This window comes from Arthrobacter sp. cf158, assembly GCF_900106835.1.
In the GTDB taxonomy this organism is placed as follows: Bacteria; Actinomycetota; Actinomycetes; order Actinomycetales; family Micrococcaceae; genus Arthrobacter.
The window spans coordinates 32085-58998 of record NZ_FNNR01000002.1 but is presented as its reverse complement, the minus strand read 5'-3'; the positions used below and the strand labels follow the sequence as shown (position 1 = coordinate 58998).

Sequence of the window (26914 nt, the reverse complement as noted above, 5' to 3'; positions counted from 1 at the left end):
TCCAGCCTGACCAGCCGGGCCATGCTGATGGATGATCGAAACCATCCATAGCAGGCCCGGCCGGTCAGGCGGGGAAGACCTAATTAGACGCGGCGGCGCTTCGGCGGGCGGCAACCGTTGTGGGCGCTGGGGGTGACGTCCTGGATGGAGCCAACCTCGAGGCCAGCGGCCTGAAGCGAACGGATTGCGGTTTCGCGTCCGGATCCCGGGCCCTTGACGAATACGTCAACCTTGCGCAGACCGTGCTCCTGAGCGCGCTTTGCAGCAGCTTCGGCAGCCATCTGGGCAGCGAACGGGGTGGACTTACGGGAGCCCTTGAAGCCAACCTCACCGGCGGAAGCCCATGAGATTACAGCACCGTTCGGGTCCGTGATGGACACGATGGTGTTGTTAAAGGTGCTCTTGATGTGCGCCTGGCCAAGCGCAATATTCTTCTTATCCTTGCGACGCGGCTTACGAACCGCTCCACGAGTCTTCGGGGGCATTGTTTCTCCTACAGAAAGTTATCGGGGGAAAACCGGATCAATCCCGAGGGATTAACGTCCGGCCTTCTTCTTGCCGGCGACGGTGCGCTTCGGGCCCTTGCGGGTACGAGCGTTGGTCTTCGTACGCTGACCGCGTACGGGCAGGCCCTTGCGGTGGCGCAGGCCTTCGTAGCTGCCGATCTCTACCTTGCGGCGGATGTCAGCGGCTACCTCGCGGCGAAGGTCACCCTCAACCTTGTAGTTGCCTTCAATGTAGTCACGCAGCTGGACCAGTTCGGCGTCAGTCAGGTCCTTGACGCGAACGTCAGCGCTGATGCCGGTGGCAGCCAGGGTTTCGTGTGCACGGGTCTTGCCCACGCCGTAGATGTAAGTAAGCGCAATTTCCAACCGCTTTTCGCGGGGAATGTCTACGCCAGCGAGACGAGCCATAGTGGCAGTACTCCTTGAATAAACCGGAGGTCGTAGGCAGTACACCCACACGTTCAGTGTGGCCCCAGCCTCCGACCGGGGGTTCGCTGACCAGGCTCTGTAATGCAGTCCTGGCACAGCTTGTGCTGCCTTTATTTACTTGCGTGGGCTAGCAGCTCAGGTTTGTCCTTGCGGACGCAGATTCCCGAAGGGGAATTAGCCCTGGCGCTGCTTGTGGCGCGGGTTCTCGCAGATCACCATGACCCGGCCGTTACGGCGGATCACTTTGCACTTGTCGCAGATCTGCTTGACGCTCGGCTTGACCTTCATGGCGTTCCTTTGCGTGTTTTGCAGTTGATCTGCTGGAGCGGCTTAGGCACTGTTGCCTTGCCGCCCAGCAATTTACTTGTAGCGGTAGACGATACGACCACGTGTGAGGTCGTATGGGCTCAGCTCAACCACTACCCGGTCCTCGGGGAGGATTCGAATGTAGTGCTGTCGCATCTTCCCAGAGATGTGTGCGAGAACGACGTGCTTATTGGTGAGCTCAACACGAAACATCGCATTGGGCAGCGCCTCAGTCACAACGCCCTCGATCTCAATGACCCCGTCCTTCTTGGCCATATCCTCCGCTAACTGTTGTTTGCCACCGTCCTTCAGTTAGGCACCGAAGATCCAGCGGACGTTTTTTGTTTGCTTGGCCCTCTTGGAACCACGACACCAAAAAGGGCGTGGCTGCACAGACAACCAACAAATAACTCTACGCCAATCAGGCCGGAAAGTTAAATCCGTCCATGGTAGCGCAAGCACCCGCTGCCGTCACCCTCCCGATGGCCGGAACGCCGGGAATTCACCTGCCGTTGTGGTGACGCTTTCAGCCGAGCGCACGCCGTCCAGAATCGCCAGCCGAACGGCCTCTGCCGCCGCACTTTGGAGAGTAATCAGTGATACTTGCCGCGCCTGTTCGGTACTGCGGTCAAGCTCGACGGCGCCGGTCGCCAAGGCGAACACGGTATCGCCGTCCGCAAGGGTATGGGACGGATCCAAGGCCCGGGCCAGGCCTGCATGGCCTGCAGAGGCAGTCCTCTTGCACTCGGCCACGTCCAAGACAGCATTGGTGGCGATCACCACAAGGGTCGTGTTCAGCCCCTGCTCGCCCGCCGACGCCTGCGTGCCGATCCCCAGTCCGACTGGCGCTCCCAGCGCATTTACCACCGCAATGGCACCAACCAGCACACCACCGTCCAGAGTGATCGACGAGGTACCGATCCCGCCCTTGTACTGCCCGCGGGCAACAACGGCCCCAGTCCCGGCGCCCACGTTTCCACGCTCGACGGCGGCATGGTCACCGGAAGCGAACGCCGCGGCAGCAGCCTGGTAACCCATCTCCGCACCGGGTCGCGCCTTGACGTCGCCACCCCTGCCAAGGTCAAAGATGGCCGCGGCCGGAACGATCGGCACCACAGTCCCCGGAACAGCAAAACCCCTGCCCTGCTCCTCGCACCACAGCTGAGCACCTGTCGCCGACGCCAACCCAAAGGCACTGCCCCCGGTCAACACCACGGCATCAACGGTGGACACCAACGTCGTCGGATCAAGGGCATCAGTCTCATGCGTCCCGGGACCTCCCCCACGCACGTCCACGGAACCTACGGTCCCCACAGGAGGGAGCACCACAGTGACGCCGCTGAGCCACCCATCCCCCACCCTCTGCACATGCCCAACCCGTATGCCGGCAACATCGGTGATCGAATTCATGGCTCCATTCTCCACCTGCCGGGAGCAGAGCGAACTGGCGGTGCGCCGGGACCCGCCTCCACGCGTCAAAGGTGGGCCCACGACGGCCGGATTCCCTGGCCGGGCTTGCGAGGTAAGGGGGCCGTGGAGGCGGCACGACCGAGCGCGCCGAGGGTTGCGCCCCGGCTGGCATCGCCAGCGCGGGAATGTGCTGCGACAAGTGGGAGCCGTGCCTCAAATACGAACACGCGAGAAACGCTGAGTAAACGGGTTGGGAAGTGTAAGACAACTATCGCCAAGGGATCCCCTTTTGGACCGATCCGGGACATCGCGTGTGGTGAGCTAGGCCTGTCTTCGCCGCCCCGATCCGGGAGCTGGCGTCCCACGTTCGCCCGAAAACGATAGTGACCCATGACTGCCCCCTTGATTCACAACAGCAGCACCGCGCCCGCAGACAGGCTGCCGGCATCGCCGTCTGCCCCGCCCGCACCTGCCAGCAAGCCCGGCCCGGAAAGACATCGCTGGTCCGGCCGCAGCCGTAAGGATTTCCTGGTCTTCCTGGCCATGGCCCTGCCCAACCTGGTCCTGATCGGAACCTTCACGTATTGGCCACTCATCAACAACATCTACTACTCCACGTTGGACTGGACGCTCGGTTCGGCCTCGGCCACAGTGGTTGGACTGCAGAACTACGTCACGTTCTTCACCAGCGAGGATGCCTCCAAAGTCCTGGGGACCACTGCCGTTTTCACGCTGATAACCGTGGGCGGTTCCATGGTGCTCGGATTGCTGGTTGCCCTCGCCCTGAATTCAAAGGTCCGTGGCACAACGTTTGCCAGGTCTGCTGTGTTCGCACCCTACGTGCTGTCCGGGGTGGGCGTGGGGCTGGTGTGGCTGTTCATCTTCGATCCCGGGTACGGCGTGCTCGCCTGGATACTCCGTGGCATGGGGCAGCAGAGCCCGCAGTGGATCAACGATCCCCAGCTTTCCTTGGTGATGGTGATCATTGTGTACATCTGGAAAAACCTGGGCTATTGCGCGGTGGTCTACCTTGCTGGCTTGCAATCCCTTCCACGGGACGTCATGGAAGCCGCGGCACTGGATGGGGCAAATGGCCTGCGCCGTTTCCTCAACATCTCCCTCCCGCTCCTCTCACCCACCACGTTCTTCCTGCTGATCACCACCATGCTCAGCTCGCTGCAGGCATTCGACCTGATCCGCATCATGACACCCCTGGGAAACGGCACCAGCACACTGATCTACGAGGCATACCTGCAGGCCTTCGGGGCCTATAACAGGGCAGGATACTCCGCCGCAATCTCGGTGGTCCTTTTCGCCATCCTGCTGGTTATTACGGTCCTGCAACTGCGGTTCGTCGAGCGAAAGGTCCACTACTCATGAGCGCGCCGTCACCAGCCGCCGTCGTTATTTCCCACGAACCGGAGTCACGGCAGGAACTGCCGCGCCCGCTCTCCAGAGCGAACCTGCTCCAGACTGTTGCCACCGGTTACCTTCCCCTGGTCATTGCCACCCTTGTGGTGTTCCTGCCACTGCTGTGGATGCTGTTGAGCTCCTTCAAGCAACCGGGCGAGATTGTCACCATGGACCTGAGGATCCTGCCCGAGTCACTGAACCTGCAGAACTACGTCACCGCGATGACCACCGTGCCCTTCGCACAGTTCTTTGCCAACAGCCTCATCGTCACGGTGGTGGGATCATCCATCAAGGTCATCCTGGCCATCCTGACCGCCTACGCGCTGGTTTTTGTCCGTTTCCCGTTCAAGAACGTGATCTTCGTAGTGATACTGGTAGCCCTGATGGTGCCGGCACAAGTGTCCATCCTGCCCAACTACATCCTCATCGCAGGAATGGGAGGCAAGAACACCCTGTGGGGCATCATCCTTCCAGGCCTCGGGACGGCGTTCGGCACCTTCCTGCTGCGGCAACACTTCCTGACACTGCCGCCGTCCATCCTTGAAGCCGCCGAAATCGACGGTGGGGGCCACTGGCGACGCCTGTGGCAGATCATCGTTCCGGTGTCCGTCCCATCCATTGCGACCGTGGCGCTGGTGACCGTCGTCAGCGAATGGAACGACTACATTTGGCCGCTGATCATCACGGACCGCCCCGAAACCATGACACTTCCCGTAGGCCTGACGTTGCTGCAGAACTCTGAAGGCAACGGGGCCGGCTGGGGAATCCTCATGGCCGGAGCCGTTCTGGTGATCGTCCCCATCCTGCTGGTGTTCGCCGCGCTCCAGCGCTACATCGTTGCCGGCCTGACCCAGGGCAGTGTCACCGGCTGATTTCCAACCGCACCAATCGCATCGAAGTACCCCTAGTGAAAGTTATTGAGAGGAAGCACCATGCGCACCAACCTTGACCGCCGACATTTCCTGGGGCTGGCAGGCCTCGGAGCCGGAGCAGCCGCTTTGGCCGCTTGCGGCGGGCCCTCCACGGCGGGCACGGCCGACGCCGTCGACACTGCAGCCATCGACTTCACCGGCGTGAAGCCCGCGGCATCCATCGATTTCTGGACCAACCACCCGGGCAAGTCGCAGGACGTGGAGAAGGCGATCATTGAGAAATTCCACCCCAAATTCCCGGACATCAAGGTCAACCTGGTAACGGCAGGCGCCAACTACGAGGAAATTGCCCAGAAGTTCCAGACGTCACAGGCAGCCAAGACCGGCCTGCCGGGCCTGGTGGTTCTTTCCGACGTTTGGTGGTTCCGCTATTTCTCCAACGGCAGCATCATCCCCATTGATGGCCTGGTGAAGCAGTTGGACATCAAGATCGACGACTTCCAGAAGTCCTTGGTGGACGACTACAAGTACGACGACAAGCAATGGGCGCTCCCCTACGGCCGCTCCACGCCGTTGTTCTACTACAACAAGGACCATTTCAAAGCAGCCGGCCTGCCGGATCGCGCGCCGGCAACCTGGCAGGAATTCGCCGAGTGGGCCCCCAAACTCAAGGCCACCTCCGGCGCACAGTACGCCTACATCTACCCGGCCTTGGCTGGCTACGCGGGCTGGACTCTGCAGAACAACCTGTGGGGCTGGGGCGGCAGCTGGTCCAAGGACTGGGACATCACGTGTGACTCAAAGGAATCTGTAGCGGCACTCCAGTGGGCACAGGATTCCATCTACAAGGACGCCTGGGCGGGTGTTTCCTCCAAGGAAGCCGCTGATGACTTTGCCGCCGGTATTACCTCGTCCACCATTTCGTCCACCGGTTCACTCCTTGGTGTCCTGAAGGCGGCCAAATTCAACGTGGGCGTCGGCTTCCTGCCCGGCGGTCCCGAGGTACCCAGCGGTGTGTGCCCCACCGGCGGCGCCGGCCTGGGCATCCCGAGCGGCATCACCAAGGAAGAGCAACTGGCCGCTGCAACCTTCCTGAAGTTCATGACCGAGCCGGAAAACACCGCTGCTTTCTCCGCCGCCACTGGCTACATGCCAACCCGGCTGTCGGCGGACATGTCGGCCGTTCTCGCCGCCACACCGCAGATTAAGACCGCCATGGACCAGCTCGCGGCCACCAAGGTCCAGGACAACGCCCGCGTGTTCCTGCCGGGTGCGGACCAGGAGATGGCCAAGTCAGCGGCCAAGATCCTCACGCAACAGGGCGATGTGCAGGCAACCATGACTGAGTTGAAGAAGACGCTCGAGGGCATCTACACCAAGGACGTCAAGCCAAAGCTGAAAGCATAGTTCCTGCCGATAATGGAAGAGCCGGGCTGCTTCAGCAGCCCGGCTCTTTTCCCAACCGTTACGGGATCGGGACAGGCACGACGCCGAGGGGCACCAAGTGTTCGGCGCCTCCGTCCGGGGCGGACAGAACCCAGATGCCCTTCTCGTGCACAGCTACCGAGTGTTCCCACTGGCAGGAGCGCTTGCCGTCGGTGGTCACCACAGTCCAGTCGTCGTCGAGTGTTGCTGTTTCGATGCCGCCACGTACCAACATGGGTTCGATCGCGAGGCAGAGGCCCGGGCGGATCTTGGGACCGCGGTGGCTGGTCCGGTAATTCAGGACATCCGGTGCCATGTGCATTTCGGAACCGATTCCGTGGCCGACGTAGTCTTCCAGGATGCCCAAGGGCTTGCCCGGGACAGAGGAGACGTAGTCATCGATGGCGTTCCCGATGTCCCCCACGAACTTCCCCTGGGCAAGAGCCGCGATGCCGCGCCACATTGCGGCCTCGGTGACATCGGAGAGCCGCTGGTCTTCCGGATCCACGGAGCCCACAATGACCGTCCGCGCCGAGTCTGAATGCCAGCCATCCACGATGCAGCCGCCGTCGATGGAGATGATGTCGCCATCGTTGAGGACACGGCCTCCGGGGATACCGTGGACTACTTCTTCGTTGACCGACGTGCAGATGGTGGCCGGGAATCCGTGATAGCCCAGGAAGTTCGACTTGGCTCCGGCGTCGTTGAGGACTGCGGCGAAGACATCATCCAGGTCTTTGGTGGTGACGCCGGGCTTGGCAGCCGCGACAGCCGCATCGAGTGCACGGCTCAGGACAAGTCCGGCCTGGTGCATGGTGCGCATCTGCTCGTTGGACTTGTATTCAATGCGGGGCTGACCGAACGCCATGTTCTCCTCTGGAAAGTTTGCTGTAGGAGCCGATCAGGCCCCATGCTTCAACCATTTTCCCGCATCAAGGACTGTGGTTGAAATTGGCTCGATTCCCAGCTCATCCCGGAGCCGGTCCAGCCGGTAGGTTCGCTCCCGCCCCAGCTGGCTCACTGCGTAGCGCGTCAGCATTGGCGGCCGGCCCCGGACGCTGGACACTACCTCCAACGCGCGAGCCAGCGCCATGGCTGCCGGCTCCGGAAGGTACGTGATGGGAACCCCGGCGTGACCGGAAAAGTCGAGGACTTGGCGGAGGACGCTGCCCAACTCCACGGGCTCCGCATCGCCTACATTGACAGCGCCCCGCACCTCCGACTCGCAGGCGGACAGGACAGTCCGCGTCAGGTTGTCCACGTGCGTCAGCTGATGCTTTACGCGTGCATGTCCGACGCTCAAGAGCCGGCCACGCCGAACATTGCTGACCAAACGCGGCAGGAGCGTCCGATCCCCCGGACCATAAATGCCGTGTGGGCGCAGCGCCACCGCGTTGCCATGTCTGCGGGCCTCCACATCTGCGAGCGCCTTGCTGCGTCCATAGGCGTTGAGGTGGCGCGCCGCCACCTCATCCTCGGCCCGATTGACACATGGCTCCCACCACGGATAAACGCTGGAACTGGAGATATGGACCAGCCGGGTTCCTGCGTAGGCCTCGGCAACGGCGCGCGTCCCCAGGACATTTGCCCGGTGGAAGAGGCCAGGGTCGCCCCAATCGGACACATGCGCACCGGCGTGGACCACGGCATCGACGCCGGGAAGCTGCGCCGGCGGGAGCCCTGTCAGGTCCCAGTAGTTCAATCCGGCTCCGGCGCGACGCGCGAATCGGACCACCTCCCACCCACGGGCTTCCGCGGCCTTGGCCACCGCTCCCCCCACAAAGCCGGTGGCTCCCGTCACCGCAATTTTCATGTCACAGCCTCGCTCAGGGGCCTGGAAGCGAACTCCTGCCGCAGTGCTACCCGGTCAGGCTTCCTGTGCCGCCCGATCGACGGGATGGCATCCAGGACTTCGATGTGGTCCGGAAGCGCGGATTCATCAATGAGCCTGGGGAGTTCCTTCAGAAGCCGGGACTTCACGGCCCCCGCAGACTCGCCGGCATCGGCCACCACAGCCAACCAGACTGCTTCGTCTCCGATGACATCCGGGACGCCCACCATCACCGCTTGCATGATTCCGGGCACACCGCTGATGACGGGCTCGTACAGTGCGGGGTAGATGTTCGTTTTGCCGCGGATGATCATGTCCTTTTTGCGCCCGATCATCACCAACCTCGGCTCGCCGGAATCACCGTGGTCCAGCCGCACCAAGTCACCGGTGGCATGTTCCAGCATGGGATCTTCGCCCAGATAGCCGCGGCACATGTTGGGCCCGTGGGCAAACAGTTCGTGGTCATCTGCCACCCGGATTCCGACGGCGGGAAGCGGCGCTCCGAGGAAGTCGCCTTCGCCGCTGCCATCCGGCGCAGTGAATTCCACTTCTGTTCCGGAGGCGAACGCCAGCTTCTCCCGACCATCAGCTATGGCGATGGGCAGAACTTCAGTCATCCCATAGATGAGCTTGAAGTCGACCTCCGGCAACAACTTCATGGCGCGTTTCAGAAACGGCGCAAGAATGGGTGCTGCACCCAGCATGACGGTCCTGAGCGTACCGGGCAAGGTGACCGTGCCGTCCTCGATCGCGTGCAGGATGGGCGCCAATTGTGAGGGCACCAGAAAAAGGTGGGTGGCGCCGTCGTACTCTGTCTCCTTGCTTGTCACCGGTCCCAGTTCGCTGGCCAGGCGAAGCGGATCAATGTGTGCGGAGAACCCGTACGAGGGCATGGTCCAGTGGGCGCCGGCGATCAGGGCCGGGAGTCCCATCATGAGTTGTTCGGAATGGACCCGATCGCCCTCGCCAAAGGCACAGCGGCTGGTCAACTGCCCGAAGCCAGCGGCGAGTGTGCCCCTGGTGTGAATGACACCTTTGGGAGCACCCGTAGTCCCGGACGTAAAAATGATGACTGCTTCCTGATCGGAGGCATGATCCGCGCTTGGAGAGTTCCCCTCCGGCAGCGCCCCCTCCAACGCCGGCCCTTCCAACGGCGAAGCCAGAGCCTTCACCGGCGTCGCTCCCCTCGGGACGCCCGGGAGCCACGGCCCCGAATAGTAGTGGCGGACGTCCATGGCCCCATAGTCCGGGAGCAACAATCCCCGCTTGCGAGCCAGGGGCCGGAGCGGGCTCTTGGTGCTCAGCGAATACAGAAGCGACTCAGCGGCGGCCCAACGCGGTGCGGCGAGTTCTGCCCGGTCCCGAAAAAGCGAGGGACCGATTCCCGGGTCAATGAACACCACCGAACCACCCGCGCGGACAGCCCCGAGGGCCAGGATGAATGCTGCTGGACTGGGCCGCACCGAGAACAGCATGCGCTCCCCGGGTCCGAATCCATCGTGTCGGAGCCGGAGTGCAGTGGCTTCGATCCCGTCAACCAAGCCGCGGTAGGTGATGGTTCGTCCCGGCCGAACTGCGTTGCCCCCACGCCCCAGAACCCGCCGTACCCTGCCGGGCGCCGTGATGGCCGGAGCGTCGGGAACCCGATCCGCCGCAGCGAAGACGGCTGTAATCAGGTCAGTCTGGTCCACCGAATCATTGAGCATTGGACAACTCCAAACTTTTGTAACCCGGAATAAGCACACCCCTGCTGATCCGGCGTCCTGAAATTGTCCAAGGTTGCTCGATGTACCTGTTCAACAGCACATCCAGCGACGCGTGGATCTCCGCCATGGCAAGCGGCATGCCAATACAAAAGTGCGGGCCTGCACCGAACCAGAGTTGGCGGGCCTGCGGTGGCATGGCCCGGGACGGATCAAAGCCTCCCAGGCTTTTGGCCGCATGAATGGTGGACAACAGGATCCGGTCGCCGGCCCGGACAGCTGTCCCGCCGATGACCCCTGCCTCCACGGTGTCCCTCAACATCATGGGTGACGGCACCGTAAACCGGAGCGCCTCATTGATGGCGCCAGGAAGGGCTGAGCGGTCCTTAGCCAACATGCCAACACGCCCAGTGTCTGCCAATAATGCAACCAACCGCGGGACGAACGACACCAGGGTTTCTGTGCCCACCATCACAAAGGCGCTGATGATGCCCATCGCCTCATCCTCTGACATTCCCAGCTCGCGGAGCCTTCCAGGAAAAGTCCCGGGATCGCTGTCGCGGTAGGCGGCTGTGGCGGGTCCAGCCAAAATCCCGACGGCGGATCTCCCCTTCGCAATTTGCCTCACCGTCAGGGTGGGGCGCCCCAGCCGGACGAGGGATGAGATGGAGGAGCCAAGATTGAAAAGCTCCCTGTCCGGGAGCCTGCCGGGGGCGTTGTCCGGCACCCCGAGGAGGCGGGCGATCACTCCCCCGGCCAGCTCTTTGACACAGTCCACCAGGTCCAGTGCACGCCCTGAATCCAGCTCGCCATGGATCCGCGCGTGGAGGGCGCCCGCCGCCGGTTCCACGATGCCAGCCACCGATCGTGGAGTGAACAAGTCCCCCAGGCGCTGGCGCAGCTCCCGGTGTTCCGCGCCATCCATGTTTACCAGTGCCTTGGGTCCCACTACAGGGGTCCACAACGCACCCGAGCCTGTTGGGCCATTCTTGACGAACCGCTGCTGGTCCATGAGGACTTCCCGCACCAACCCCGCCTCACTGACCAACACCCCGAGCCCGGGCAACCGCAGCACCGGCCTTGCGTGTCCCAAACCTCTGATCAGGGGATACAACAAGGGATGCGCGCCCAGGTGGATGCGTTGCTCCCAACGCTCAGCAGTAACCGTTGGCGACGTCACCGGATATCCACATGCTCGGGGCGGTATCGATGGTCCGCGTACCACGCCAGAGTGTTTTTCAGGCCCCACGCTTTGACCCTGCGGGAGGAGCCAAACACCACCACGTCGCGTCGCAGCGCATACTTCCGGGTCAGCTTGCGGACCTGGTTGGAGAGTGCGCGGTCCTCATGGAGGTCTTCGATCCTGCTCCGGGGAAAGCCACCGGAGCGGTCATACATGGCCGCCGTAATGGCCATGTTGCAGCCAGGGAGCATTTGGTAGGGGCCCAGATAGCCGTCGCCCTTGTTGCCCGGACGGATACGGCCAAAGAATGACGCCACTTCCACAGCGAGCAACATCATGCGGCGCTCCCAAGGTGTGATGCCTTCATCCAAGCGTGGAATCAACTGCCCGGCGATGAGTTCCAGGCCATCGTGAAAACCCGCCATGACCCGCGCCGTCCAGTCAGGCGCCGCCAGGCAGTCGGAATCCGTGCGTGCCAACCATTCGGCTCCATGCTCCACCCCGAAACGCATTCCCGTGTCCGCCGCGGCACCCGTGCCTTTCTGAGGTTCCCGGATCAACCGGATGTCCATGTCCGGATGTCCTTTCGCGAAGTCGGCAACGATGCCGCAACTGCGATCCACGGAGCCGTTGTCCACCACCACTACGGTGAAGTCCTGCAGCTCCTGTGCCGCCAGGGAATCAAGGGTCTGTTGGACCAGCTTTTCCTCGTTGAGCATGGGTACGGCGATGCATAGCGGACGGGTGGGCGCAGTGCTGCTCAGTCCTTCGCCGCTCATCCCGCTCCTGGGCTGCTGCATTGTCATAGACGCACCACGGCCATGCCCAGGCTCACGCCACCGGCCAGCCCCACCAAGGCCACGAGATCCCCCGGTCCGCAACGGCCGCTGTCCAGAGCAAGCTTCAATTGCAGGGGCAGGCTGGCCGAGGCCAGATTGCCAAAGTCTTCCACGGACGGAACCAGCAATTCGGTGGGGACGCCGGCCCGCTCAGCAAAGATCGACCTATAAGGGGCGCTGACCTGGTGCACGCACACCACGGAGAAATCGGTCCACGTCAAATCAAGGCCCGCCAGAGTCTGGTCCAGGACATCGCAGCCCAGATCCAGGAACGCGTCCTTCAGTTTCTCCCCATCCATGCTGAAATAACTGGCTTCAGGTTCCCTGGGAAATGCGGACCCTCCCGCCGCGAGCGTCCCCACAGACCAGTGGCGGCTTCTCGCCGTGAAGGCCATGCCCAGAATTCCCGGAGCATCGTTGACCCCCGACGCTGGCGGGTCCGTCGCCTCCAGTAGCACGGCAGCGCCGGCGTCGCTCATGGTGTACCCGGGAAAGCTCGAGGCAAAGGTCTCAAAGTCCGCCACAGACCATCGCACTGCCCTGGACGGGGACTCGCCGGTGGCCACCACCACTCGTGCATAGCGGCCCGCAGCAATCAGGGAATCCGCAACTTCCATTCCGTTCAGGAAGCTGTTGCAGGCGTTCTTGACGTCCATCACCGGGCAGCCGAGCCCCAGTTTCGCCGCAACCATATGTCCTGTGGCAGGCTCCACCATGTCCTGGCTGGCCGAGGCAAAGATCAGCAAGTCCACGTCCGGGGCCTGCAGACCACACCCGGCCAGGACCTTCGCAGCAGCATTGGCGGCCAGATCCGACGCTTGTTCAGTATCCGCCATGACGCTCCGTGAGCGGATTCCTGTCACGCGGCCAATAAGACCCCTGGGGACCCGGAACCCGGGACTGGAATCGGCTATACGGCGCTCGACGGCGGACGTGTCCAGCCGGGCGGGTGGCAGGTATACCTCAAGCCCTGAAATCCGGCTGCGTCCTGATAGAGCTGTCTTCATGCGGTTCCCCCACAGTCTGCCGCGAAACGAAAAAGGGTGTGTCCCGCACCAATGGTACGGGACACACCCTTCGCTCCACCGCCGGTGAACCGGCTATGTGGATAACACGCTAGACAGCCTTGGCCGACTCAATGGCCGTGAGGACACGATCGGTAACTTCGTCGATACCGCCGATGCCATCAACCTGTGTCAGGATGCCACGCTCGGCGTACTTGGCAACAACTGCCTCGGTCTGCTCGTGGTAGAGGTCCAGACGGTGACGGATCACGGTCTCGTTGTCGTCCGAGCGGCCGGTCTCCTTGGCGCGACCCAGAAGACGGGCCACCAGTTCTTCGTCGTCGGCGGTCAGCTGGAGCACGACGTCGAGCTCCTGCTCACCCTCAGCGAGGATCTGGTCCAGGTAGTCAACCTGCGCAGTAGTGCGCGGGTATCCATCCAGGAGGAAGCCGTTCTCCACATCGCTCTGACCCAGGCGGTCACGAACCATGTTGTTCGTAACGCTGTCCGGAACGAAGTCGCCGGCGTCCATGTACTTCTTGGCTTCGATGCCCAAGGGGGTCTCGCCCTTGACGTTGGCACGGAAGATGTCGCCGGTGGAGATGGCGACTACGCCGAGGCGCTCGGAAATCCGCTCAGCCTGTGTACCCTTGCCCGAACCGGGAGGTCCAATGATCAGCATTCTCGTCATCGCAAAAGCCCTTCGTAGTGACGTTGTTGTAGCTGCGCATCAATCTGCTTGACGGTTTCCAGGCCCACACCCACCATGATCAGAATTGACGTGCCACCGAACGGGAAGTTCTGGTTGGCGTTGATCAGGACGAGTGCAACCAGCGGAATCAACGCCACGAAGCCCAGGTAAAGGGCTCCAGGCAAAGTGATCCTGGAAAGCACGTATTGCAGGTAGTCCGCGGTCGGTTTACCCGCCCGGATGCCCGGAATGAACCCGCCGTACTTCTTCATGTTGTCCGACACTTCTTCAGGGTTGAAGGTGATGGCCACGTAGAAGTAGGTAAAGAACACAATCATGGCGAAGTAGAGCGCCATGTAGATGGGGTGGTCGCCACGGGTGAGGTTGTTGTTGATCCACTCAACCCACGGCGCGATCTGCTCCCCTGGTGCCGGCTGATTGAACTGCGAGATCAGGCCGGGCAGGTACAGCATGGAGGAAGCGAAGATGACGGGCACGACGCCGGCCATGTTCACCTTGATGGGGATGTAGGTGCTGGTGCCACCCACCGTGCGGCGACCAATCATGCGCTTGGCGTACTGCACAGGAACCCGGCGCTGGGACTGCTCCACGAAGACCACCAGGGCCACCGTCAGCAACCCGACAGCCAGAACGATGAAGAACGTTCCCGGTCCCTTGGTGTTCCAGATCGAACCCAGCGAACCGGGGAAGCTTGCAGCGATGGAGGTGAAGATCAGCAGCGACATTCCGTTGCCGACACCCTTTTCCGTTACCAGCTCGCCCATCCACATGATGAGGCCGGTACCGGCCGTCAAGGTGATGATGATGAGGATGGTGGTGATGATGCTTTCATCAGGAATGATGGGCAGGTTACAGCCCGGCAGCAACTGGCCGGATCGGGCCAGGGACACCAGCGTGGTGGCGTTCAACAGGCCCAGGGCAATGGTGAGGTACCGGGTGTACTGCGTCAACTTTGACTGACCCGAGGCGCCCTCTTCGTAGAGCTGCTGGAAGCGGGGAATAACCACCCGGAGCAACTGCACGATGATGCTCGCCGTGATGTAGGGCATGATGCCCAAGGCGAAGACTGAAACCTGCAGCAACGCGCCGCCGCTGAACAAGTTCACCAGCTGGTAGATGCCCTGCGAGGTGTCACCTGTGTTCAAGCATTGCTGGACATTCTGGTAGTTCACACCAGGCGAGGGGATGAAAGCTCCCAAGCGGAAGATTGTGATGATTCCCAGCGTGAACAACAACTTGCGTCGCAAATCAGGCGTCCGAAACGCCCGGCCGAATGCGCTTAGCAAGCGTCCTCCTGAGTAGAAAGTACAAGGATGTGATGGGGCTCAATGAAACCCAACAACCGAGTCTAACGTCTTGTGACGCCGTCTTAATAATCGAGAGTGCACAATCACGCAAAAAATCCCGGTACACAGGGCCGAAGCCCCGCATACCGGGATCTTTTTCAACGGGCCTCAGCCCCACTGGCTCTTAGAGAGCAGTGGTGCTTCCGCCTGCTGCAGCAATCTTCTCCGTAGCGCTGGCGGAGAATGCGTGGGCCGTAACATCAACCTTGACGGTGATGTCGCCGGTGCCAAGCACCTTGACGGGCTGGTTCTTGCGAACGGCGCCCTTCTCAACCAGGGACTCAACGGTGACGGTGCCACCTTCCGGGAACAGCTCGTTGAGCTTCTCCAGGTTCACAACCTGGAACTCAACCCGGAACGGGTTCTTGAAGCCGCGCAGCTTCGGCAGGCGCATGTGCAGCGGCAGCTGGCCGCCGGCAAAGCCAGCCTTTACCTGGTAGCGGGCCTTCGTACCCTTGGTACCGCGACCAGCGGTCTTACCCTTGGAGCCTTCACCACGACCAACACGGGTCTTGGCGGTCTTGGCACCCGGGGCGGGACGCAGGTGGTGGACCTTCAGAGCGTTCTGCTTCTCAGCAGTCTCTGCGGCGGTCTTGTTCTCTGCCATTACTTCGCCTCCTCTACATTCACGAGGTGCGGAACCGTGTTCAGCATGCCAACGGTCACGGCGTCAGCGTTACGGACAACGGTGTGTCCGATGCGCTTGAGACCGAGGGACCGAAGGGTCGCAATCTGGTTCTGCTTGGCGCCAATGACGCCCTTGATCTGGGTGATTTCCAACTTGGCGTCGGAGGGAGTCAGGTTCTTAGCCATGACTAAACACCTGCCTTCTGGTTCTGGAGCGCGCGCACCAGAGCAGCAGGAGCAACCTCGTCCAGCGGCAAGCCACGGCGGGCAGCCACGGAAGCGGGCTCTTCGAGCTGCTTCAGAGCGGCAACGGTCGCGTGAACGATGTTGATCGCGTTGGAAGAACCGAGCGACTTGGAGAGGATGTCGTGGATGCCCACGCACTCCAGTACAGCGCGGACCGGACCACCGGCAATAACACCGGTACCGGCAGAAGCCGGACGCAGCAGGACTACGCCTGCAGCAGCTTCACCCTGCACACGGTGCGGGATGGTGCTGCCAACGCGGGGAACACGGAAGAAGGACTTCTTGGCCTCTTCAACGCCCTTCGCGATTGCTGCGGGAACTTCCTTGGCCTTGCCGTAGCCTACGCCGACCATACCGTTGCCGTCACCGACGACGACCAGGGCGGTGAAGCTGAAGCGACGACCACCCTTGACCACCTTGGCAACGCGGTTGATGGTGACAACGCGCTCTACGAACTGGCTCTTCTCGGCTTCACGACCGCCGTCGCGGCCACCACGGCCACCACGGTCGCCGCGGCCCTGGCCACGGTCGCCACGCTCGCCACGACGTCCGCCGCGGCGGTCATCGGTAGCGGGTGCGGTCTCAGTTGCTTCAGCAGCTACAGCTTCAGTCACCTGAATGTCCTTTTCGTTATTTTCAACGGTCACAGTGCCAGCCCACCTTCGCGAGCACCGTCAGCGACGGCGGCGATGCGGCCGTGGTACTTGTTACCGCCACGGTCGAAGACAACAGCCTCGACGCCTGCAGCCTTGGCACGCTCGGCAACGAGCTCGCCGACGCGCTTGGCCTTGGCAGTCTTGTCTCCGTCGAATGCGCGAAGGTCAGCTTCCAGGGTGGAAGCGTAAGCCACGGTTACACCCTTGCTGTCATCGACAACCTGAACGAATACGTGACGTGCCGAACGGTTGACGACCAGACGAGGACGTACAGCCGTACCGGTGATGCGCTTGCGGATACGAAGCTGGCGACGGCTGCGTGCAGCAGACTTGCTCTTGTTCGTACGCTTCTTGTTAATTGCGATGGCCATGGTTTACTTACCAGCCTTTCCGACCTTGCGGCGGATGACTTCGCCGGCGTAACGGACACCCTTGCCCTTGTAGGGGTCAGGCTTGCGCAGCTTGCGAATGTTGGCAGCAACCTCGCCGACCTGCTGCTTGTTGATACCCGCAACAGAGAGCTTGGTCGGACCCTCTACTACGAAGGTGATGCCTTCGGGTGCAGAGACGCTAACCGGGTGGCTGTAGCCCAGAGCGAACTCCAGGTCAGAACCCTTTGCCTGAACGCGGTAACCAGTACCAACGATTTCAAGCTTCTTCTCGTAGCCCTCGGTAACGCCCTGGATCATGTTGGCGATCAGGGTGCGGGTCAGGCCGTGCAGCGAACGCGAGTTGCGCTCGTCGTTCGGGCGGGTGACCGTGAGAGTGTTCTCTTCCAGGGAAACCTCGATCGGGCTGGCAACAGTGTGGCTCAGCTCGCCCTTGGAACCCTTGACGCTGATGACGGAGCCATCGAGCTTGACCTCAACTCCGGCAGGAACGGTGATGGGGAGACGTCCAATACGTGACATTATTCTCTTCCTTTCCCGTTACCAGACGTACGCGAGGACTTCGCCGCCCACGCCCTTCTTGCCGGCCTGCTTGTCAGTCAGGAGGCCGGAAGAGGTGGACAGGATTGCGATACCCAGGCCACCCAGCACGTGCGGCAGGTTGGTGGACTTCGCGTAAACGCGGAGGCCCGGCTTGGAGATGCGGCGGACGCCAGCGATGGAACGCTCGCGGTTCGGACCGAACTTCAGGTCGATGGTCAGCTTCTTGCCAACCTCGGCGTCTTCTTCCTTCCAGCCAGCAATGTAGCCTTCTGCCTTCAGGATGTCAGCAACGCGTGCCTTCAGTTTGCTGTACGGCATGGACACGGTGTCGTGGTATGCCGAGTTTGCATTGCGCAGACGCGTGAGCATGTCTGCGACAGGATCTGTCATAGTCATTTGGGCTATAGCCCTTCCTCGTACCGGTTTCCGTTGCGCTGGCTCTTAGGAGCCTGCGCAGACGGACCTGTCACGTAGTTAGTTTTCGGTCTTGAACGGGAAACCAAGCGCCTTGAGCAGCGCACGGCCTTCGTCATCGGTCTTGGCGGTGGTGACGACCGTGATGTCCATACCGCGAACGCGGTCGATGGAGTCCTGGTCGATTTCGTGGAACATAACCTGCTCGGTCAGACCGAAGGTGTAGTTGCCGTTGCCATCGAACTGCTTGCCGTTGAGGCCGCGGAAGTCACGGATACGCGGCAGAGCCAGCGAAACCAGACGGTCCACGAATTCCCACATGCGGTCTCCACGCAGAGTTGCGTGTGCACCGATCGGCATGCCTTCGCGCAGCTTGAACTGTGCGATCGACTTGCGGGCCTTGGTTACCTGCGGCTTCTGGCCGGTGATCAGGGTGAGGTCGCGGACAGCGCCGTCGATCAGCTTGGAGTCCTTGGCGGCATCTCCAACACCCATGTTCACTACAACCTTCACCAGGCGGGGAACCTGGTTGACGTTCGCGTAGCTGAATTCGTCCTGCAGGGACTTCTTGATGGTCTCTGCGTACTTCGTCTTCAGACGCGGAACGATCTTTACTGGAGTCTCGAGAGTCTCAGTCATTAGATGTCCTTCCCGGTGGCCTTGGACACGCGGATACGGACGGTCTTGGTAGCGCCATCCTTCTCAACGGTGTCGAGACGGAAACCAACACGGGTCGGCTTCTTGGTCGACGGGTCAACCAAAGCAACGTTGGAAACGTGGATCGGGGCTTCAACAACCTCGATGCCACCGGTCTTGGTGCCGCGCTGCGACTGACCGACCTTGGTGTGCTTGGTGACGCGGTTGATTCCCTCTACCAGCACGCGGTTGGTGTCCGGGAATACGCGCAGGACCTTGCCCTGCTTGCCGCGGTCGCCGCCGCGTTCCTGCTTGGCGCCGGTGATGACCTGAACGAGGTCACCCTTCTTGATCTTAGCCATGGACTAAAGCACCTCCGGGGCCAGCGAAACGATCTTCATGAACTTCTTGTCGCGAAGTTCACGACCAACCGGGCCGAAGATACGGGTACCGCGGGGGTCACCGTCGTTCTTCAGGATCACAGCTGCGTTTTCGTCAAACTTGATGTAGGAACCATCCGCACGGCGGCGTTCCTTCTTGGTACGAACGATGACGGCCTTGACGACGTCACCCTTCTTTACGTTGCCGCCAGGGATAGCGTCCTTGACGGTAGCGACGATGACGTCGCCAATGCCTGCGTAGCGACGACCGGATCCACCGAGAACGCGAATGGTAAGGATTTCCTTAGCACCCGTGTTGTCGGCGACCTTGAGTCGCGACTCCTGCTGAATCAATTTTTACTCCTTGCGTCGCGCCGGTTCTCAGACCGAAATCATGCATACGGAATGAGCCTTGCGGAACGGTTGATCGGGGTGTCTCTTGACCTGCCTGGATTTTGCCAGTACAGGCCTAAACGCCCGTGCCACAAGCATCAGCTTCCCTTGCAGAAAACTCTGCGCGGGGCAGTATGCAGCGGCACGATTGTTTACGAGGTAGTTGATGACGCACAAGTGGCGCCATACAAACTCAATATCCTAGCACGTTTACGGCCTGATTCCGAAACGGCCGGAGATGCGGAAAGGCCCGCATTCCCGAAGGAATGCGGGCCTTTCCAGTGAACCCTGCCAGGCAAGCCTGACGTTGGATTTACTTGGCCTTTTCGAGGATCTCCACCAGACGCCACCGCTTGGTAGCGGAGAGCGGGCGGGTCTCAGAGATGAGAACGAGGTCGCCGATGCCGGCGGTGTTCTCTTCGTCGTGAGCCTTGATCTTCGAGGTGCGGCGAATAACCTTGCCGTACAGAGCGTGCTTCACGCGGTCTTCAACCTGAACAACGATGGTCTTTTCCATCTTGTCAGAGACAACGTAGCCGCGACGCGTCTTACGGTAACCGCGCTGTTCAGCGCTGGCTGCTGCTTCCGTCACAGTTTCCTTCTCGCTCACTTGGCGTCCTCTCCAGCTTCAACCTCGGCCTTTTCAGCCTTGGCAGCCTTCTTGGACTTCTTTTCTTCCTTGGCTTCCACAACCGGTGCGGCAACCTCGGCACGAATGCCCAGCTCGCGCTCACGGAGAACGGTGTAGATGCGTGCGATGTCCTTCTTTACCGCGCGCAGGCGACCGTGGTTCTCCAGCTGTCCGGTGGCGGACTGGAAACGCAGGTTGAACAGCTCTTCCTTGGACTTGCGGAGTTCTTCAACGAGACGCTCGTTGTCGAAACCGTCCAGCTGTGCGGGTGCGAGATCCTTCGACCCTACTGCCATTTCTATTCACCACCTTCGCGACGCACAATGCGTGCCTTCAACGGGAGCTTGTGGATTGCCAGGCGCAGGGCCTCGCGAGCTACCTCTTCATTGACACCGGAGAGTTCGAAGAGAACCCGGCCCGGCTTGACGTTTGCGACCCACCATTCCGGAGAACCCTTACCGGAACCCATGCGGGTTTCAGCAGGCTTCTTCGTCAGCGGACGGTCCGGGTAGATGTTGATCCAGACCTTACCGCCACGCTTGATGTGGCGGGTCATCGCGATACGAGCGGACTCGATCTGACGGTTCGTCACGTATGCCGGGCTCAGGGCCTGGATACCGTACTCACCGAAGCTGACCTTGGTGCCGCCCGTAGCAGCGCCGGAACGACCCGGGTGGTGCTGCTTACGGTGCTTGACTCGACGTGGGATAAGCATTTAAGCCTGTCCTCCTTCTGCTGCCGGAGCAGCAGCTTCAGCGGCCGGTGCTTCAACGGCAGCGGGTGCTGCCTCAGCTGCCGGACGGTCGTTACGACGACGGCGGTCGCCACCCGGGCGGCCCGGACGGTCTCCTGCACGGCCACGGGACGGAGCAGCAGCTGCCTGCTGAGCCAGTTCCTTGGCAGTTACGTCACCCTTGTAGATCCAAACCTTCACACCGATACGGCCGAAGGTGGTCTTGGCTTCGTAGAAGCCGTAGTCGATGTTCGCACGGAGGGTGTGCAGGGGCACACGGCCTTCGCGGTAGAACTCCGAGCGGGACATTTCTGCGCCACCCAGACGACCCGAGCAAGCAACACGGATGCCCTTGGCACCCGCACGCTGTGCGGACTGCATTGCCTTCTTCATCGCGCGGCGGAACGCCACGCGGGAAGTGAGCTGCTCTGCGATGCCCTGGGCAACAAGCTGGGCTTCCATCTCGGGGTTCTTGACCTCGAGGATGTTCAGCTGAACCTGCTTGCCGGTGAGCTTTTCGAGCTCGCCACGGATGCGGTCTGCTTCGGCGCCGCGGCGGCCGATAACGATACCCGGGCGTGCCGTGTGGATATCCACGCGGACACGGTCACGGGTACGCTCGATCTCGACCTTGGCGATGCCGGCGCGCTCCATGCCGGTGGACATGAGCTGACGGATCTTGATGTCCTCGCGGACGAAGTCCTTGTAGCGCTGTCCGGGCTTGGTGCTGTCAGCGAACCAGTGCGAAACGTGGTCGGTGGTGATGCCGAGTCGGAACCCGTGCGGGTTTACTTTCTGTCCCACTTAGCGAGCCTCCTCTTTCTCCGGGGTTGCGACGACCACGGTGATGTGGCTGGTCCGCTTCCTAATGCGGTAGGCGCGGCCTTGGGCACGCGGCTGGAACCGCTTCATGGTCGGGCCTTCATCAACGAATGCTTCGCTGATGAACAGGTCGCTGTCGTCGAATGCAACGCCGTCACGGTCCGCGAGGACGCGTGCGTTGGCCATTGCCGACTGAAGTACCTTGAATACCGGCTCCGAAGCTGCCTGGGGGGCAAACTTCAGAATTGCCAGAGCCTCATTCGCTTGCTTACCACGAACAAGGTTGACGACGCGCCGGGCCTTCATAGGCGTTACGCGGATGTGACGCGCAATAGCCTTGGCTTCCATTGCTTTCCTTCTCTCGTCTAAGACGTAAGGTCAGGCGCCTAGCGGCGCTTGCCCTTACGGTCGTCCTTAACATGGCCGCGGAATGTCCGCGTGGGAGCGAATTCGCCGAGCTTGTGCCCGACCATCGACTCAGTGACAAACACCGGGATGTGCTTGCGTCCGTCGTGTACGGCGATCGTGTGCCCGAGCATGTCGGGGATGATCATCGAACGGCGGGACCAGGTCTTGATGACGTTCTTGGTGCCCTTATCGTTTTCCCGTGCGACCTTCACAAAGAGGTGCTGGTCAACGAAAGGACCTTTTTTCAGGCTGCGTGGCATGTGTCCAGGCTCCTATCGCTTGTTCTTGCCAGTACGGCGGCGACGAACAATAAGCTTGTCGCTCTCTTTGTTCGGACGGCGGGTACGGCCCTCGGGCTTGCCGTTCGGGTTAACCGGGTGACGTCCACCGGAAGTCTTACCTTCACCACCACCGTGCGGGTGGTCAACCGGGTTCATGGCTACACCACGGACAGTCGGGCGAACACCCTTCCAGCGCATACGGCCGGCCTTGCCCCAGTTGATGTTCGACTGCTCGGCGTTGCCGACCTCGCCGACAGTTGCACGGCAGCGCACGTCAACGTTGCGGATTTCGCCGGAGGGCAGACGCAGCTGTGCGAAGCGGCCTTCCTTGGCAACGAGCTGTACCGAAGCACCTGCGGAACGTGCCATCTTGGCGCCGCCACCCGGACGCAGTTCAACTGCGTGGATTACGGTACCAACCGGGATGTTGCGCAGCGGCAGGTTGTTGCCCGGCTTGATGTCAGCGTCAGGACCAGCCTCGACGAAGTCACCCTGGGACAGCTTGTTAGGAGCGATGATGTAACGCTTGGTGCCATCAACGTAGTGCAGGAGTGCGATGCGAGCCGTACGGTTCGGGTCGTACTCGATTTCGGCAACGCGGGCGTTGATGCCGTCCTTGTCGTGACGACGGAAGTCGATCAGACGGTACTGGCGCTTGTGCCCACCACCCTTGTGACGGGTGGTGATCTTACCGGAGTTGTTACGGCCGCCAGTCTTGTGCAGCGGACGCAGCAACGACTTTTCCGGAGTCGATCGCGTGATTTCAGCAAAGTCGGCTACGCTCGAGCCACGACGGCCCGGGGTAGTCGGCTTGTATTTACGGATTCCCATAATTTATTTCCTCGTTAAAGTGGTCTCCGCTACGCGAGCGGACCGCCGAAGATGTCGATTGTGCCTTCTTTGAGGGTGACAATTGCACGCTTGGTGCTCTTGCGCTGTCCCCAGCCGAATTTGGTGCGCTTGCGCTTACCGGCACGGTTGATGGTGTTGATCGAGTCAACTTTGACCGAGAAGATCTTCTCAACGGCCAGCTTGATCTCGGTCTTGTTCGAGCGAGGGTCCACCAGGAAGGTGTACTTGCCTTCGTCGATCAGACCGTAGCTCTTTTCCGATACGACGGGTGCAAGCACGACGTCGCGCGGGTCCTTGATGGTGGTTACGCTCACTTGGAGGCCTCCTCGTTCTTTGCCTTGTCAGCGACGAACGCCTCGAAAGCAGCCTTGGTGAAGACCACGTCGTCGGAGACAAGCACGTCGTAGGTGTTCAGCTGATCTGCGTACAGAACATGAACATCCTGGAGGTTGCGCACGGACAGTGCAGCAACATCGTTGGCGCGCTCGATTACGACGAGCAGGTTCTTGCGCTCAGTGACGGAGCGCAGCGAAGCCAGTGCGTCCTTGGCGGACGGCTTGGTGCCGGCTACCAGTTCAGCGATGACGTGGATGCGGCCGTTGCGGGCGCGGTCAGACAGGGCGCCGCGGAGTGCAGCAGCCTTCATCTTCTTGGGGGTGCGCTGGCTGTAGTCACGAGGGGTCGGACCGTGGACAACGCCACCGCCGGTCATGTGAGGAGCACGGATGGAACCCTGACGGGCGCGGCCGGTACCCTTCTGCTTGAACGGCTTGCGACCTGCACCGGAAACCTCGGCGCGGGTCTTCGTCTTGTGGGTACCCTGGCGTGCAGCAGCGAGCTGTGCGACGACGACCTGGTGCAGCAGCGGCACGTTGGTCTGGACGTCGAAGATCTCTGCAGGCAGGTCTACCTTGACAGTGCTAGTCATTGAACTAGGCTCCCTTCACGGCGGTGCGTACGAGTACGACCTGGCCGCGGGCACCGGGAACGGCACCCTTGATAAGGAGCAGCGACTTCTCAACGTCAACAGCGTGAACCGTGAGGTTCAGCGTGGTGTGACGCTCGGCGCCCATGCGGCCGGCCATTTTCAGGCCCTTGAAGACGCGGCTCGGGGTGGATGCGCCACCGATGGAGCCAGGCTTACGGTGGTTCTTGTGGGCACCGTGGGAAGCGCCAACGCCGTGGAAGCCGTGACGCTTCATAACACCGGCGAAGCCCTTACCCTTTGAGGTGCCGACGACGTCGATCTTCTGGCCGGCTTCGAAGATCTCAACAGAGAGCTCCTGGCCCAGCTCGTAGGATGCGGCGTCTGCGGTACGCAGTTCGACGACGTGGCGGCGAGGGGTAACGCCAGCCTTTTCAAAGTGACCAGCCAGCGGCTTGGTGACCTTGCGGGGGTCGATCTGGCCGTAGCCGATCTGGACGGCGACGTAGCCATCGACATCTGCGTTGCGCAGCTGCGTGATGACGTTGGAGTCAGCCTGGACGACAGTTACCGGGATGAGCTTGTTGTTCTCGTCCCAGACCTGGGTCATGCCGAGCTTCGTGCCCAGCAGGCCCTTTACGTTACGGGTTGCGGTCATAGTCTCTCAGCACCTCCCTAGAGCTTGATTTCGATGTTCACGTCTGCGGGCAGGTCGAGACGCATAAGCGAGTCAACAGCCTTCGGCGTGGGGTCGATGATGTCGATCAGACGCTTGTGAGTACGCATTTCGAAGTGCTCACGGCTGTCCTTGTACTTGTGAGGAGAGCGAATAACGCAGTAAACGTTCTTCTCCGTGGGCAGCGGCACCGGGCCGACTACCGTTGCGCCTGCGCGCGTGACCGTCTCAACGATCTTCCGCGCTGAAACATCAATGACCTCGTGGTCATATGACTTCAGCCGGATGCGGATTTTTTGTCCCGCCATGTCGCCTGACTCTCTTTCAGCTAGTGCTGCTCTAGTTAGGGCTGCTCTGTTTACTTACCTGTTGATGTGGCCGCCGAGGCGTTTGAGGTATTACCACCACACGCCGCACAAGCTGAATCCGGATATTCCGGGTTCCTCAACCTGCCGGCGCACCGACCCCCGCGGTCGGGCGTGTCGCGATTTCCACGCAGACTCGACCGCATTCCATGGGGTTCAGGGTTATGTTTGGGCTTCAACCTGGACCCTGACACCCGGCATTATCCGGATCGGGACACGAAGAAGCGCTTGAACAACTCATCCAGTATGGCGGAAATATAGGGTAAAGGCCAATCGGGCCTCCCACGCCATTGCCCGGCGGCCTGCGGCTGAGGAAGATTGGGGCATGACCGTCCAGGATTCGGGCTCCGTGGAAGATCTTGCCGCACGTCTGCGTCCTGGTTTCACACTGGGTGTCGCGGCGGCGGCATTCCAGATCGAGGGATCACTGACCGCTGATGGCCGCGGGCCATCCGCTTGGGATGCGTTCGCGGAAAAGCCAGGAGCAATTTTCGACGGCGGCTCTCCCACCTTGGCGTGCGATCACTACAACCGCTCGGATGAAGACATTGCCCTGATGCAGGAGCTGGGCGTCGACTCGTACCGGTTCTCGCTCTCCTGGCCCCGCATCCAGCCCGGTGGCAAGGGTGCGGTGAACCAGAGGGGACTGGATTTTTACGACCGGCTCATCGATAAACTCCTGGCCGCGGGCATCTCCCCTATGACCACACTGTTCCATTGGGATACCCCGCTTGAACTGGAGCACGCAGGCGGCTGGATGAACCGGGACACGGCCCAGCGCTTCGCCGTTTATTGCACCGCAGCTGCTGAGCGCTTTGGAGATCGCGTAGCCCAGTGGGTCACCCTGAATGAGCCGGTCTCCGTCACTCTGCAGGGGTATGCTCTGGGGGTCCATGCTCCAGGACGACAACTGCTGTTCGATGCTCTTCCTGCAGCCCACCATCAACTCCTCGGGCATGGATTGGCTGTGCAAGCGCTCCGAACCGCTGGCGTGAAAGGGCAAATCGGGATATCCAATATGCACTCCCCCGTCCGGGCCGCCACCAACAGTCTTCCCGACCGCCTGATGGCCCAAGCCTTTGACCACATTCTTAATCGCATCTATGCGGACGCGGTGCTTCTGGGCGAATATCCCAAGCCTCCCTTTGCCATGAAGCCGTGGTTTCGGTCTTTAGGCACCGTGGAGGACGGTGACATGGCCACGATCTGCCAACCCTTGGACTTCTACGGCCTGAACTATTACTACCCCGTCAAGGTGGCCGCGGGCCCGGGGCCAGCCGAGATCCCCACCGGAACGTCCACTGAGATGACCAAAGTGCCCTTCCATCTGGCTGCCTACCAGGAATACGAAACCACTGGATTCGGTTGGCCTGTGGCGCCGGAACACCTGGCGTTGGTACTCCGGGAATTGAAGGACCGCTATGGGGACGCGCTCCCCCCTGTTTTCATTACCGAAGGCGGAGCCAGCTTCCCGGAACCTGCCCACGTTGATGGGCCCGTCCAGGACACCAACAGGATCTCCTACCTGGCAGAGCACTTGGGCCACGCCCTGACAGCCACAGGGCCCGGAGGCATCGCTGGCGATGTGGACCTGCGCGGCTATTACGTCTGGACCTTGTTGGACAACTTCGAGTGGGCGGCCGGCTACTCCCAGCGTTTCGGATTGGTCCATGTGGACTTCGAATCCTTGGAACGTACCCCGAAGGAATCGTTTTACTGGTTGCGTGCACTGGCGCGCGCACGCAGCCACGAACACTGACCCGAGCATGGCACGGGCAGGTTAAATCAAGCAGCCTTCAAGGCTGCCCTATTGGTTCTTGTTGGCGCGCCTAATGCGCTTGGCACGCTCGATCTCATTCCGAAAGTTCTTGCGGCCCCAGATAACACCGCCGCCGATGGCGGCGATGATTGCCAGGAAGATCAGGAATTCCATGGTGCGCTCCTCTCCGTAGACTGCA

38 protein-coding genes are annotated in these 26914 nt (G+C 61.3%); 4 read left to right on the top strand and 34 right to left on the bottom strand.

Translation table 11 applies throughout. The features are described 5' to 3' along the window. Positions 1–83: 83 nt before the first annotated feature. The 5 genes from rpsK to BLW08_RS03195 all read right to left on the bottom strand — a co-directional run bounded on the left by rpsK (position 84) and on the right by BLW08_RS03195 (position 2651). Positions 84–485, bottom strand: coding sequence for a 30S ribosomal protein S11 (gene rpsK, locus BLW08_RS03215; protein WP_014922380.1), 402 nt, complete (start codon positions 483–485; stop codon positions 84–86). 51 nt (positions 486–536) lie between these two features. Further along, on the bottom strand, positions 537–914 hold the full coding sequence (gene rpsM, locus BLW08_RS03210) for a 30S ribosomal protein S13 (protein WP_011775569.1): 378 nt from the start codon (positions 912–914) through the stop codon (positions 537–539). A gap of 195 nt (positions 915–1109) precedes the next feature. Further along, entirely contained in the window at positions 1110–1223 is a 114-nt protein-coding gene (gene rpmJ / locus BLW08_RS03205) for a 50S ribosomal protein L36 (RefSeq protein ID WP_011775570.1), read from the bottom strand. 72 nt (positions 1224–1295) lie between these two features. Continuing rightward, the gene (gene infA / locus BLW08_RS03200) at positions 1296–1517 is read right to left on the bottom strand and encodes a translation initiation factor IF-1 (RefSeq protein WP_011775571.1); all 222 of its coding nucleotides are present in this window, start codon (positions 1515–1517) and stop codon (positions 1296–1298) included. A 195-nt stretch (positions 1518–1712) separates the two neighbouring features. Further along, a complete protein-coding gene (locus tag BLW08_RS03195) occupies positions 1713–2651 on the bottom strand; it encodes a P1 family peptidase (RefSeq protein ID WP_175538558.1) in 939 nt (312 codons plus the stop codon). Between the two features lie 390 nt (positions 2652–3041). Here BLW08_RS03195 and BLW08_RS03190 point away from each other — a divergent pair, with 390 nt between their 5' ends. From BLW08_RS03190 to BLW08_RS03180, 3 genes are read left to right on the top strand one after another with little or no spacing between them, the layout of a single operon-like run. Beyond that, positions 3042–4031: a carbohydrate ABC transporter permease gene (locus BLW08_RS03190; RefSeq protein ID WP_175538557.1), complete on the top strand. Its 990-nt coding sequence runs from the start codon at positions 3042–3044 to the stop codon at positions 4029–4031. After that, a complete protein-coding gene (locus BLW08_RS03185; RefSeq protein WP_091323340.1) occupies positions 4028–4936 on the top strand; it encodes a carbohydrate ABC transporter permease in 909 nt (302 codons plus the stop codon). Before BLW08_RS03190 ends, BLW08_RS03185 begins: the two co-directional genes overlap by 4 nt. Positions 4937–4996: 60 nt before the next feature. Then, complete coding sequence (locus BLW08_RS03180) at positions 4997–6343, top strand: ABC transporter substrate-binding protein (RefSeq protein ID WP_091323339.1); 1347 nt, start codon at positions 4997–4999, stop codon at positions 6341–6343. A 58-nt stretch (positions 6344–6401) separates the two neighbouring features. Here BLW08_RS03180 and map read toward each other — a convergent pair whose 3' ends face one another. The 28 genes from map to rpsJ all read right to left on the bottom strand — a co-directional run bounded on the left by map (position 6402) and on the right by rpsJ (position 24899). Beyond that, complete coding sequence (gene map, locus BLW08_RS03175) at positions 6402–7229, bottom strand: type I methionyl aminopeptidase (RefSeq protein WP_090817796.1); 828 nt, start codon at positions 7227–7229, stop codon at positions 6402–6404. 33 nt (positions 7230–7262) lie between these two features. Further along, positions 7263–8174 (bottom strand): NAD-dependent epimerase/dehydratase family protein, encoded by a 912-nt coding sequence (locus tag BLW08_RS03170; protein WP_254779650.1) that lies wholly within the window; start codon positions 8172–8174, stop codon positions 7263–7265. Next, positions 8171–9898, bottom strand: coding sequence for a class I adenylate-forming enzyme family protein (locus BLW08_RS03165; RefSeq protein WP_091323338.1), 1728 nt, complete (start codon positions 9896–9898; stop codon positions 8171–8173). Before BLW08_RS03165 ends, BLW08_RS03170 begins: the two co-directional genes overlap by 4 nt. Further along, complete coding sequence (locus BLW08_RS03160; protein WP_090817790.1) at positions 9888–11075, bottom strand: cytochrome P450; 1188 nt, start codon at positions 11073–11075, stop codon at positions 9888–9890. The genes BLW08_RS03165 and BLW08_RS03160 overlap by 11 nt, the downstream gene beginning before the upstream one ends. Continuing rightward, positions 11072–11857, bottom strand: a complete 786-nt coding sequence (locus BLW08_RS03155) for a glycosyltransferase family A protein (protein ID WP_090817787.1) — start codon at positions 11855–11857, stop codon at positions 11072–11074. The genes BLW08_RS03160 and BLW08_RS03155 overlap by 4 nt, the downstream gene beginning before the upstream one ends. 23 nt (positions 11858–11880) lie before the next feature. Next, positions 11881–12924, bottom strand: coding sequence for a 3-oxoacyl-ACP synthase III family protein (locus tag BLW08_RS03150; RefSeq protein ID WP_091323337.1), 1044 nt, complete (start codon positions 12922–12924; stop codon positions 11881–11883). A 109-nt stretch (positions 12925–13033) separates the two neighbouring features. Further along, a complete protein-coding gene (locus tag BLW08_RS03145) occupies positions 13034–13603 on the bottom strand; it encodes an adenylate kinase (RefSeq protein WP_175538591.1) in 570 nt (189 codons plus the stop codon). Between the two features lie 5 nt (positions 13604–13608). Further along, positions 13609–14919: a preprotein translocase subunit SecY gene (gene secY / locus BLW08_RS03140; protein WP_090817778.1), complete on the bottom strand. Its 1311-nt coding sequence runs from the start codon at positions 14917–14919 to the stop codon at positions 13609–13611. Between the two features lie 184 nt (positions 14920–15103). Beyond that, positions 15104–15586, bottom strand: a complete 483-nt coding sequence (gene rplO / locus BLW08_RS03135; RefSeq protein WP_090817775.1) for a 50S ribosomal protein L15 — start codon at positions 15584–15586, stop codon at positions 15104–15106. Beyond that, entirely contained in the window at positions 15586–15792 is a 207-nt protein-coding gene (gene rpmD, locus BLW08_RS03130; protein WP_090817772.1) for a 50S ribosomal protein L30, read from the bottom strand. The genes rplO and rpmD overlap by 1 nt, the downstream gene beginning before the upstream one ends. Positions 15793–15794: 2 nt before the next feature. Next, positions 15795–16466 (bottom strand): 30S ribosomal protein S5, encoded by a 672-nt coding sequence (rpsE, locus tag BLW08_RS03125; protein ID WP_011775581.1) that lies wholly within the window; start codon positions 16464–16466, stop codon positions 15795–15797. A 29-nt stretch (positions 16467–16495) separates the two neighbouring features. Further along, complete coding sequence (gene rplR / locus BLW08_RS03120) at positions 16496–16879, bottom strand: 50S ribosomal protein L18 (RefSeq protein WP_089595796.1); 384 nt, start codon at positions 16877–16879, stop codon at positions 16496–16498. A 3-nt stretch (positions 16880–16882) separates the two neighbouring features. Continuing rightward, positions 16883–17419: a 50S ribosomal protein L6 gene (gene rplF, locus BLW08_RS03115; RefSeq protein ID WP_090817769.1), complete on the bottom strand. Its 537-nt coding sequence runs from the start codon at positions 17417–17419 to the stop codon at positions 16883–16885. 18 nt (positions 17420–17437) lie between these two features. Continuing rightward, positions 17438–17836, bottom strand: coding sequence for a 30S ribosomal protein S8 (gene rpsH, locus BLW08_RS03110; RefSeq protein ID WP_011775584.1), 399 nt, complete (start codon positions 17834–17836; stop codon positions 17438–17440). Between the two features lie 78 nt (positions 17837–17914). After that, positions 17915–18493, bottom strand: coding sequence for a 50S ribosomal protein L5 (rplE, locus tag BLW08_RS03105; RefSeq protein ID WP_011775585.1), 579 nt, complete (start codon positions 18491–18493; stop codon positions 17915–17917). Continuing rightward, positions 18493–18852, bottom strand: coding sequence for a 50S ribosomal protein L24 (gene rplX / locus BLW08_RS03100; RefSeq protein ID WP_062073171.1), 360 nt, complete (start codon positions 18850–18852; stop codon positions 18493–18495). The genes rplE and rplX overlap by 1 nt, the downstream gene beginning before the upstream one ends. A gap of 3 nt (positions 18853–18855) precedes the next feature. Next, a complete protein-coding gene (gene rplN / locus BLW08_RS03095; RefSeq protein ID WP_003803789.1) occupies positions 18856–19224 on the bottom strand; it encodes a 50S ribosomal protein L14 in 369 nt (122 codons plus the stop codon). 352 nt (positions 19225–19576) lie between these two features. Then, positions 19577–19873 carry a 30S ribosomal protein S17 gene (rpsQ, locus tag BLW08_RS03090; RefSeq protein WP_011775587.1) on the bottom strand — a complete coding sequence of 99 codons (297 nt, stop codon included), beginning with the start codon at positions 19871–19873 and terminating at the stop codon, positions 19577–19579. Further along, positions 19870–20190, bottom strand: a complete 321-nt coding sequence (gene rpmC / locus BLW08_RS24245) for a 50S ribosomal protein L29 (RefSeq protein WP_014922387.1) — start codon at positions 20188–20190, stop codon at positions 19870–19872. The genes rpsQ and rpmC overlap by 4 nt, the downstream gene beginning before the upstream one ends. 2 nt (positions 20191–20192) lie before the next feature. Further along, positions 20193–20609, bottom strand: a complete 417-nt coding sequence (rplP, locus tag BLW08_RS03080; protein WP_003803795.1) for a 50S ribosomal protein L16 — start codon at positions 20607–20609, stop codon at positions 20193–20195. Further along, on the bottom strand, positions 20610–21431 hold the full coding sequence (gene rpsC, locus BLW08_RS03075; RefSeq protein ID WP_011775589.1) for a 30S ribosomal protein S3: 822 nt from the start codon (positions 21429–21431) through the stop codon (positions 20610–20612). Continuing rightward, entirely contained in the window at positions 21432–21797 is a 366-nt protein-coding gene (gene rplV / locus BLW08_RS03070) for a 50S ribosomal protein L22 (RefSeq protein WP_090817766.1), read from the bottom strand. It abuts the gene before it with no gap. A 38-nt stretch (positions 21798–21835) separates the two neighbouring features. Further along, on the bottom strand, positions 21836–22117 hold the full coding sequence (gene rpsS / locus BLW08_RS03065; RefSeq protein WP_011775591.1) for a 30S ribosomal protein S19: 282 nt from the start codon (positions 22115–22117) through the stop codon (positions 21836–21838). Between the two features lie 12 nt (positions 22118–22129). Continuing rightward, positions 22130–22969, bottom strand: coding sequence for a 50S ribosomal protein L2 (rplB, locus tag BLW08_RS03060; protein ID WP_011775592.1), 840 nt, complete (start codon positions 22967–22969; stop codon positions 22130–22132). A gap of 29 nt (positions 22970–22998) precedes the next feature. Next, positions 22999–23304: a 50S ribosomal protein L23 gene (rplW, locus tag BLW08_RS03055; protein WP_011775593.1), complete on the bottom strand. Its 306-nt coding sequence runs from the start codon at positions 23302–23304 to the stop codon at positions 22999–23001. Next, positions 23301–23918 carry a 50S ribosomal protein L4 gene (gene rplD / locus BLW08_RS03050; RefSeq protein WP_089595800.1) on the bottom strand — a complete coding sequence of 206 codons (618 nt, stop codon included), beginning with the start codon at positions 23916–23918 and terminating at the stop codon, positions 23301–23303. The genes rplW and rplD overlap by 4 nt, the downstream gene beginning before the upstream one ends. Positions 23919–23922: 4 nt before the next feature. Further along, positions 23923–24573, bottom strand: coding sequence for a 50S ribosomal protein L3 (gene rplC, locus BLW08_RS03045; protein ID WP_018776685.1), 651 nt, complete (start codon positions 24571–24573; stop codon positions 23923–23925). Positions 24574–24590: 17 nt separating this feature from the next. Continuing rightward, positions 24591–24899, bottom strand: coding sequence for a 30S ribosomal protein S10 (gene rpsJ, locus BLW08_RS03040; protein WP_003803825.1), 309 nt, complete (start codon positions 24897–24899; stop codon positions 24591–24593). A gap of 382 nt (positions 24900–25281) precedes the next feature. Here rpsJ and BLW08_RS03035 point away from each other — a divergent pair, with 382 nt between their 5' ends. Continuing rightward, complete coding sequence (locus BLW08_RS03035) at positions 25282–26715, top strand: GH1 family beta-glucosidase (protein WP_090817763.1); 1434 nt, start codon at positions 25282–25284, stop codon at positions 26713–26715. 48 nt (positions 26716–26763) lie between these two features. Here the strand turns inward: BLW08_RS03035 and BLW08_RS24240 are convergent, their stop codons facing one another. After that, entirely contained in the window at positions 26764–26889 is a 126-nt protein-coding gene (locus BLW08_RS24240) for a hypothetical protein (protein WP_256212527.1), read from the bottom strand. Between the last annotated feature and the right edge of the window lie 25 nt (positions 26890–26914).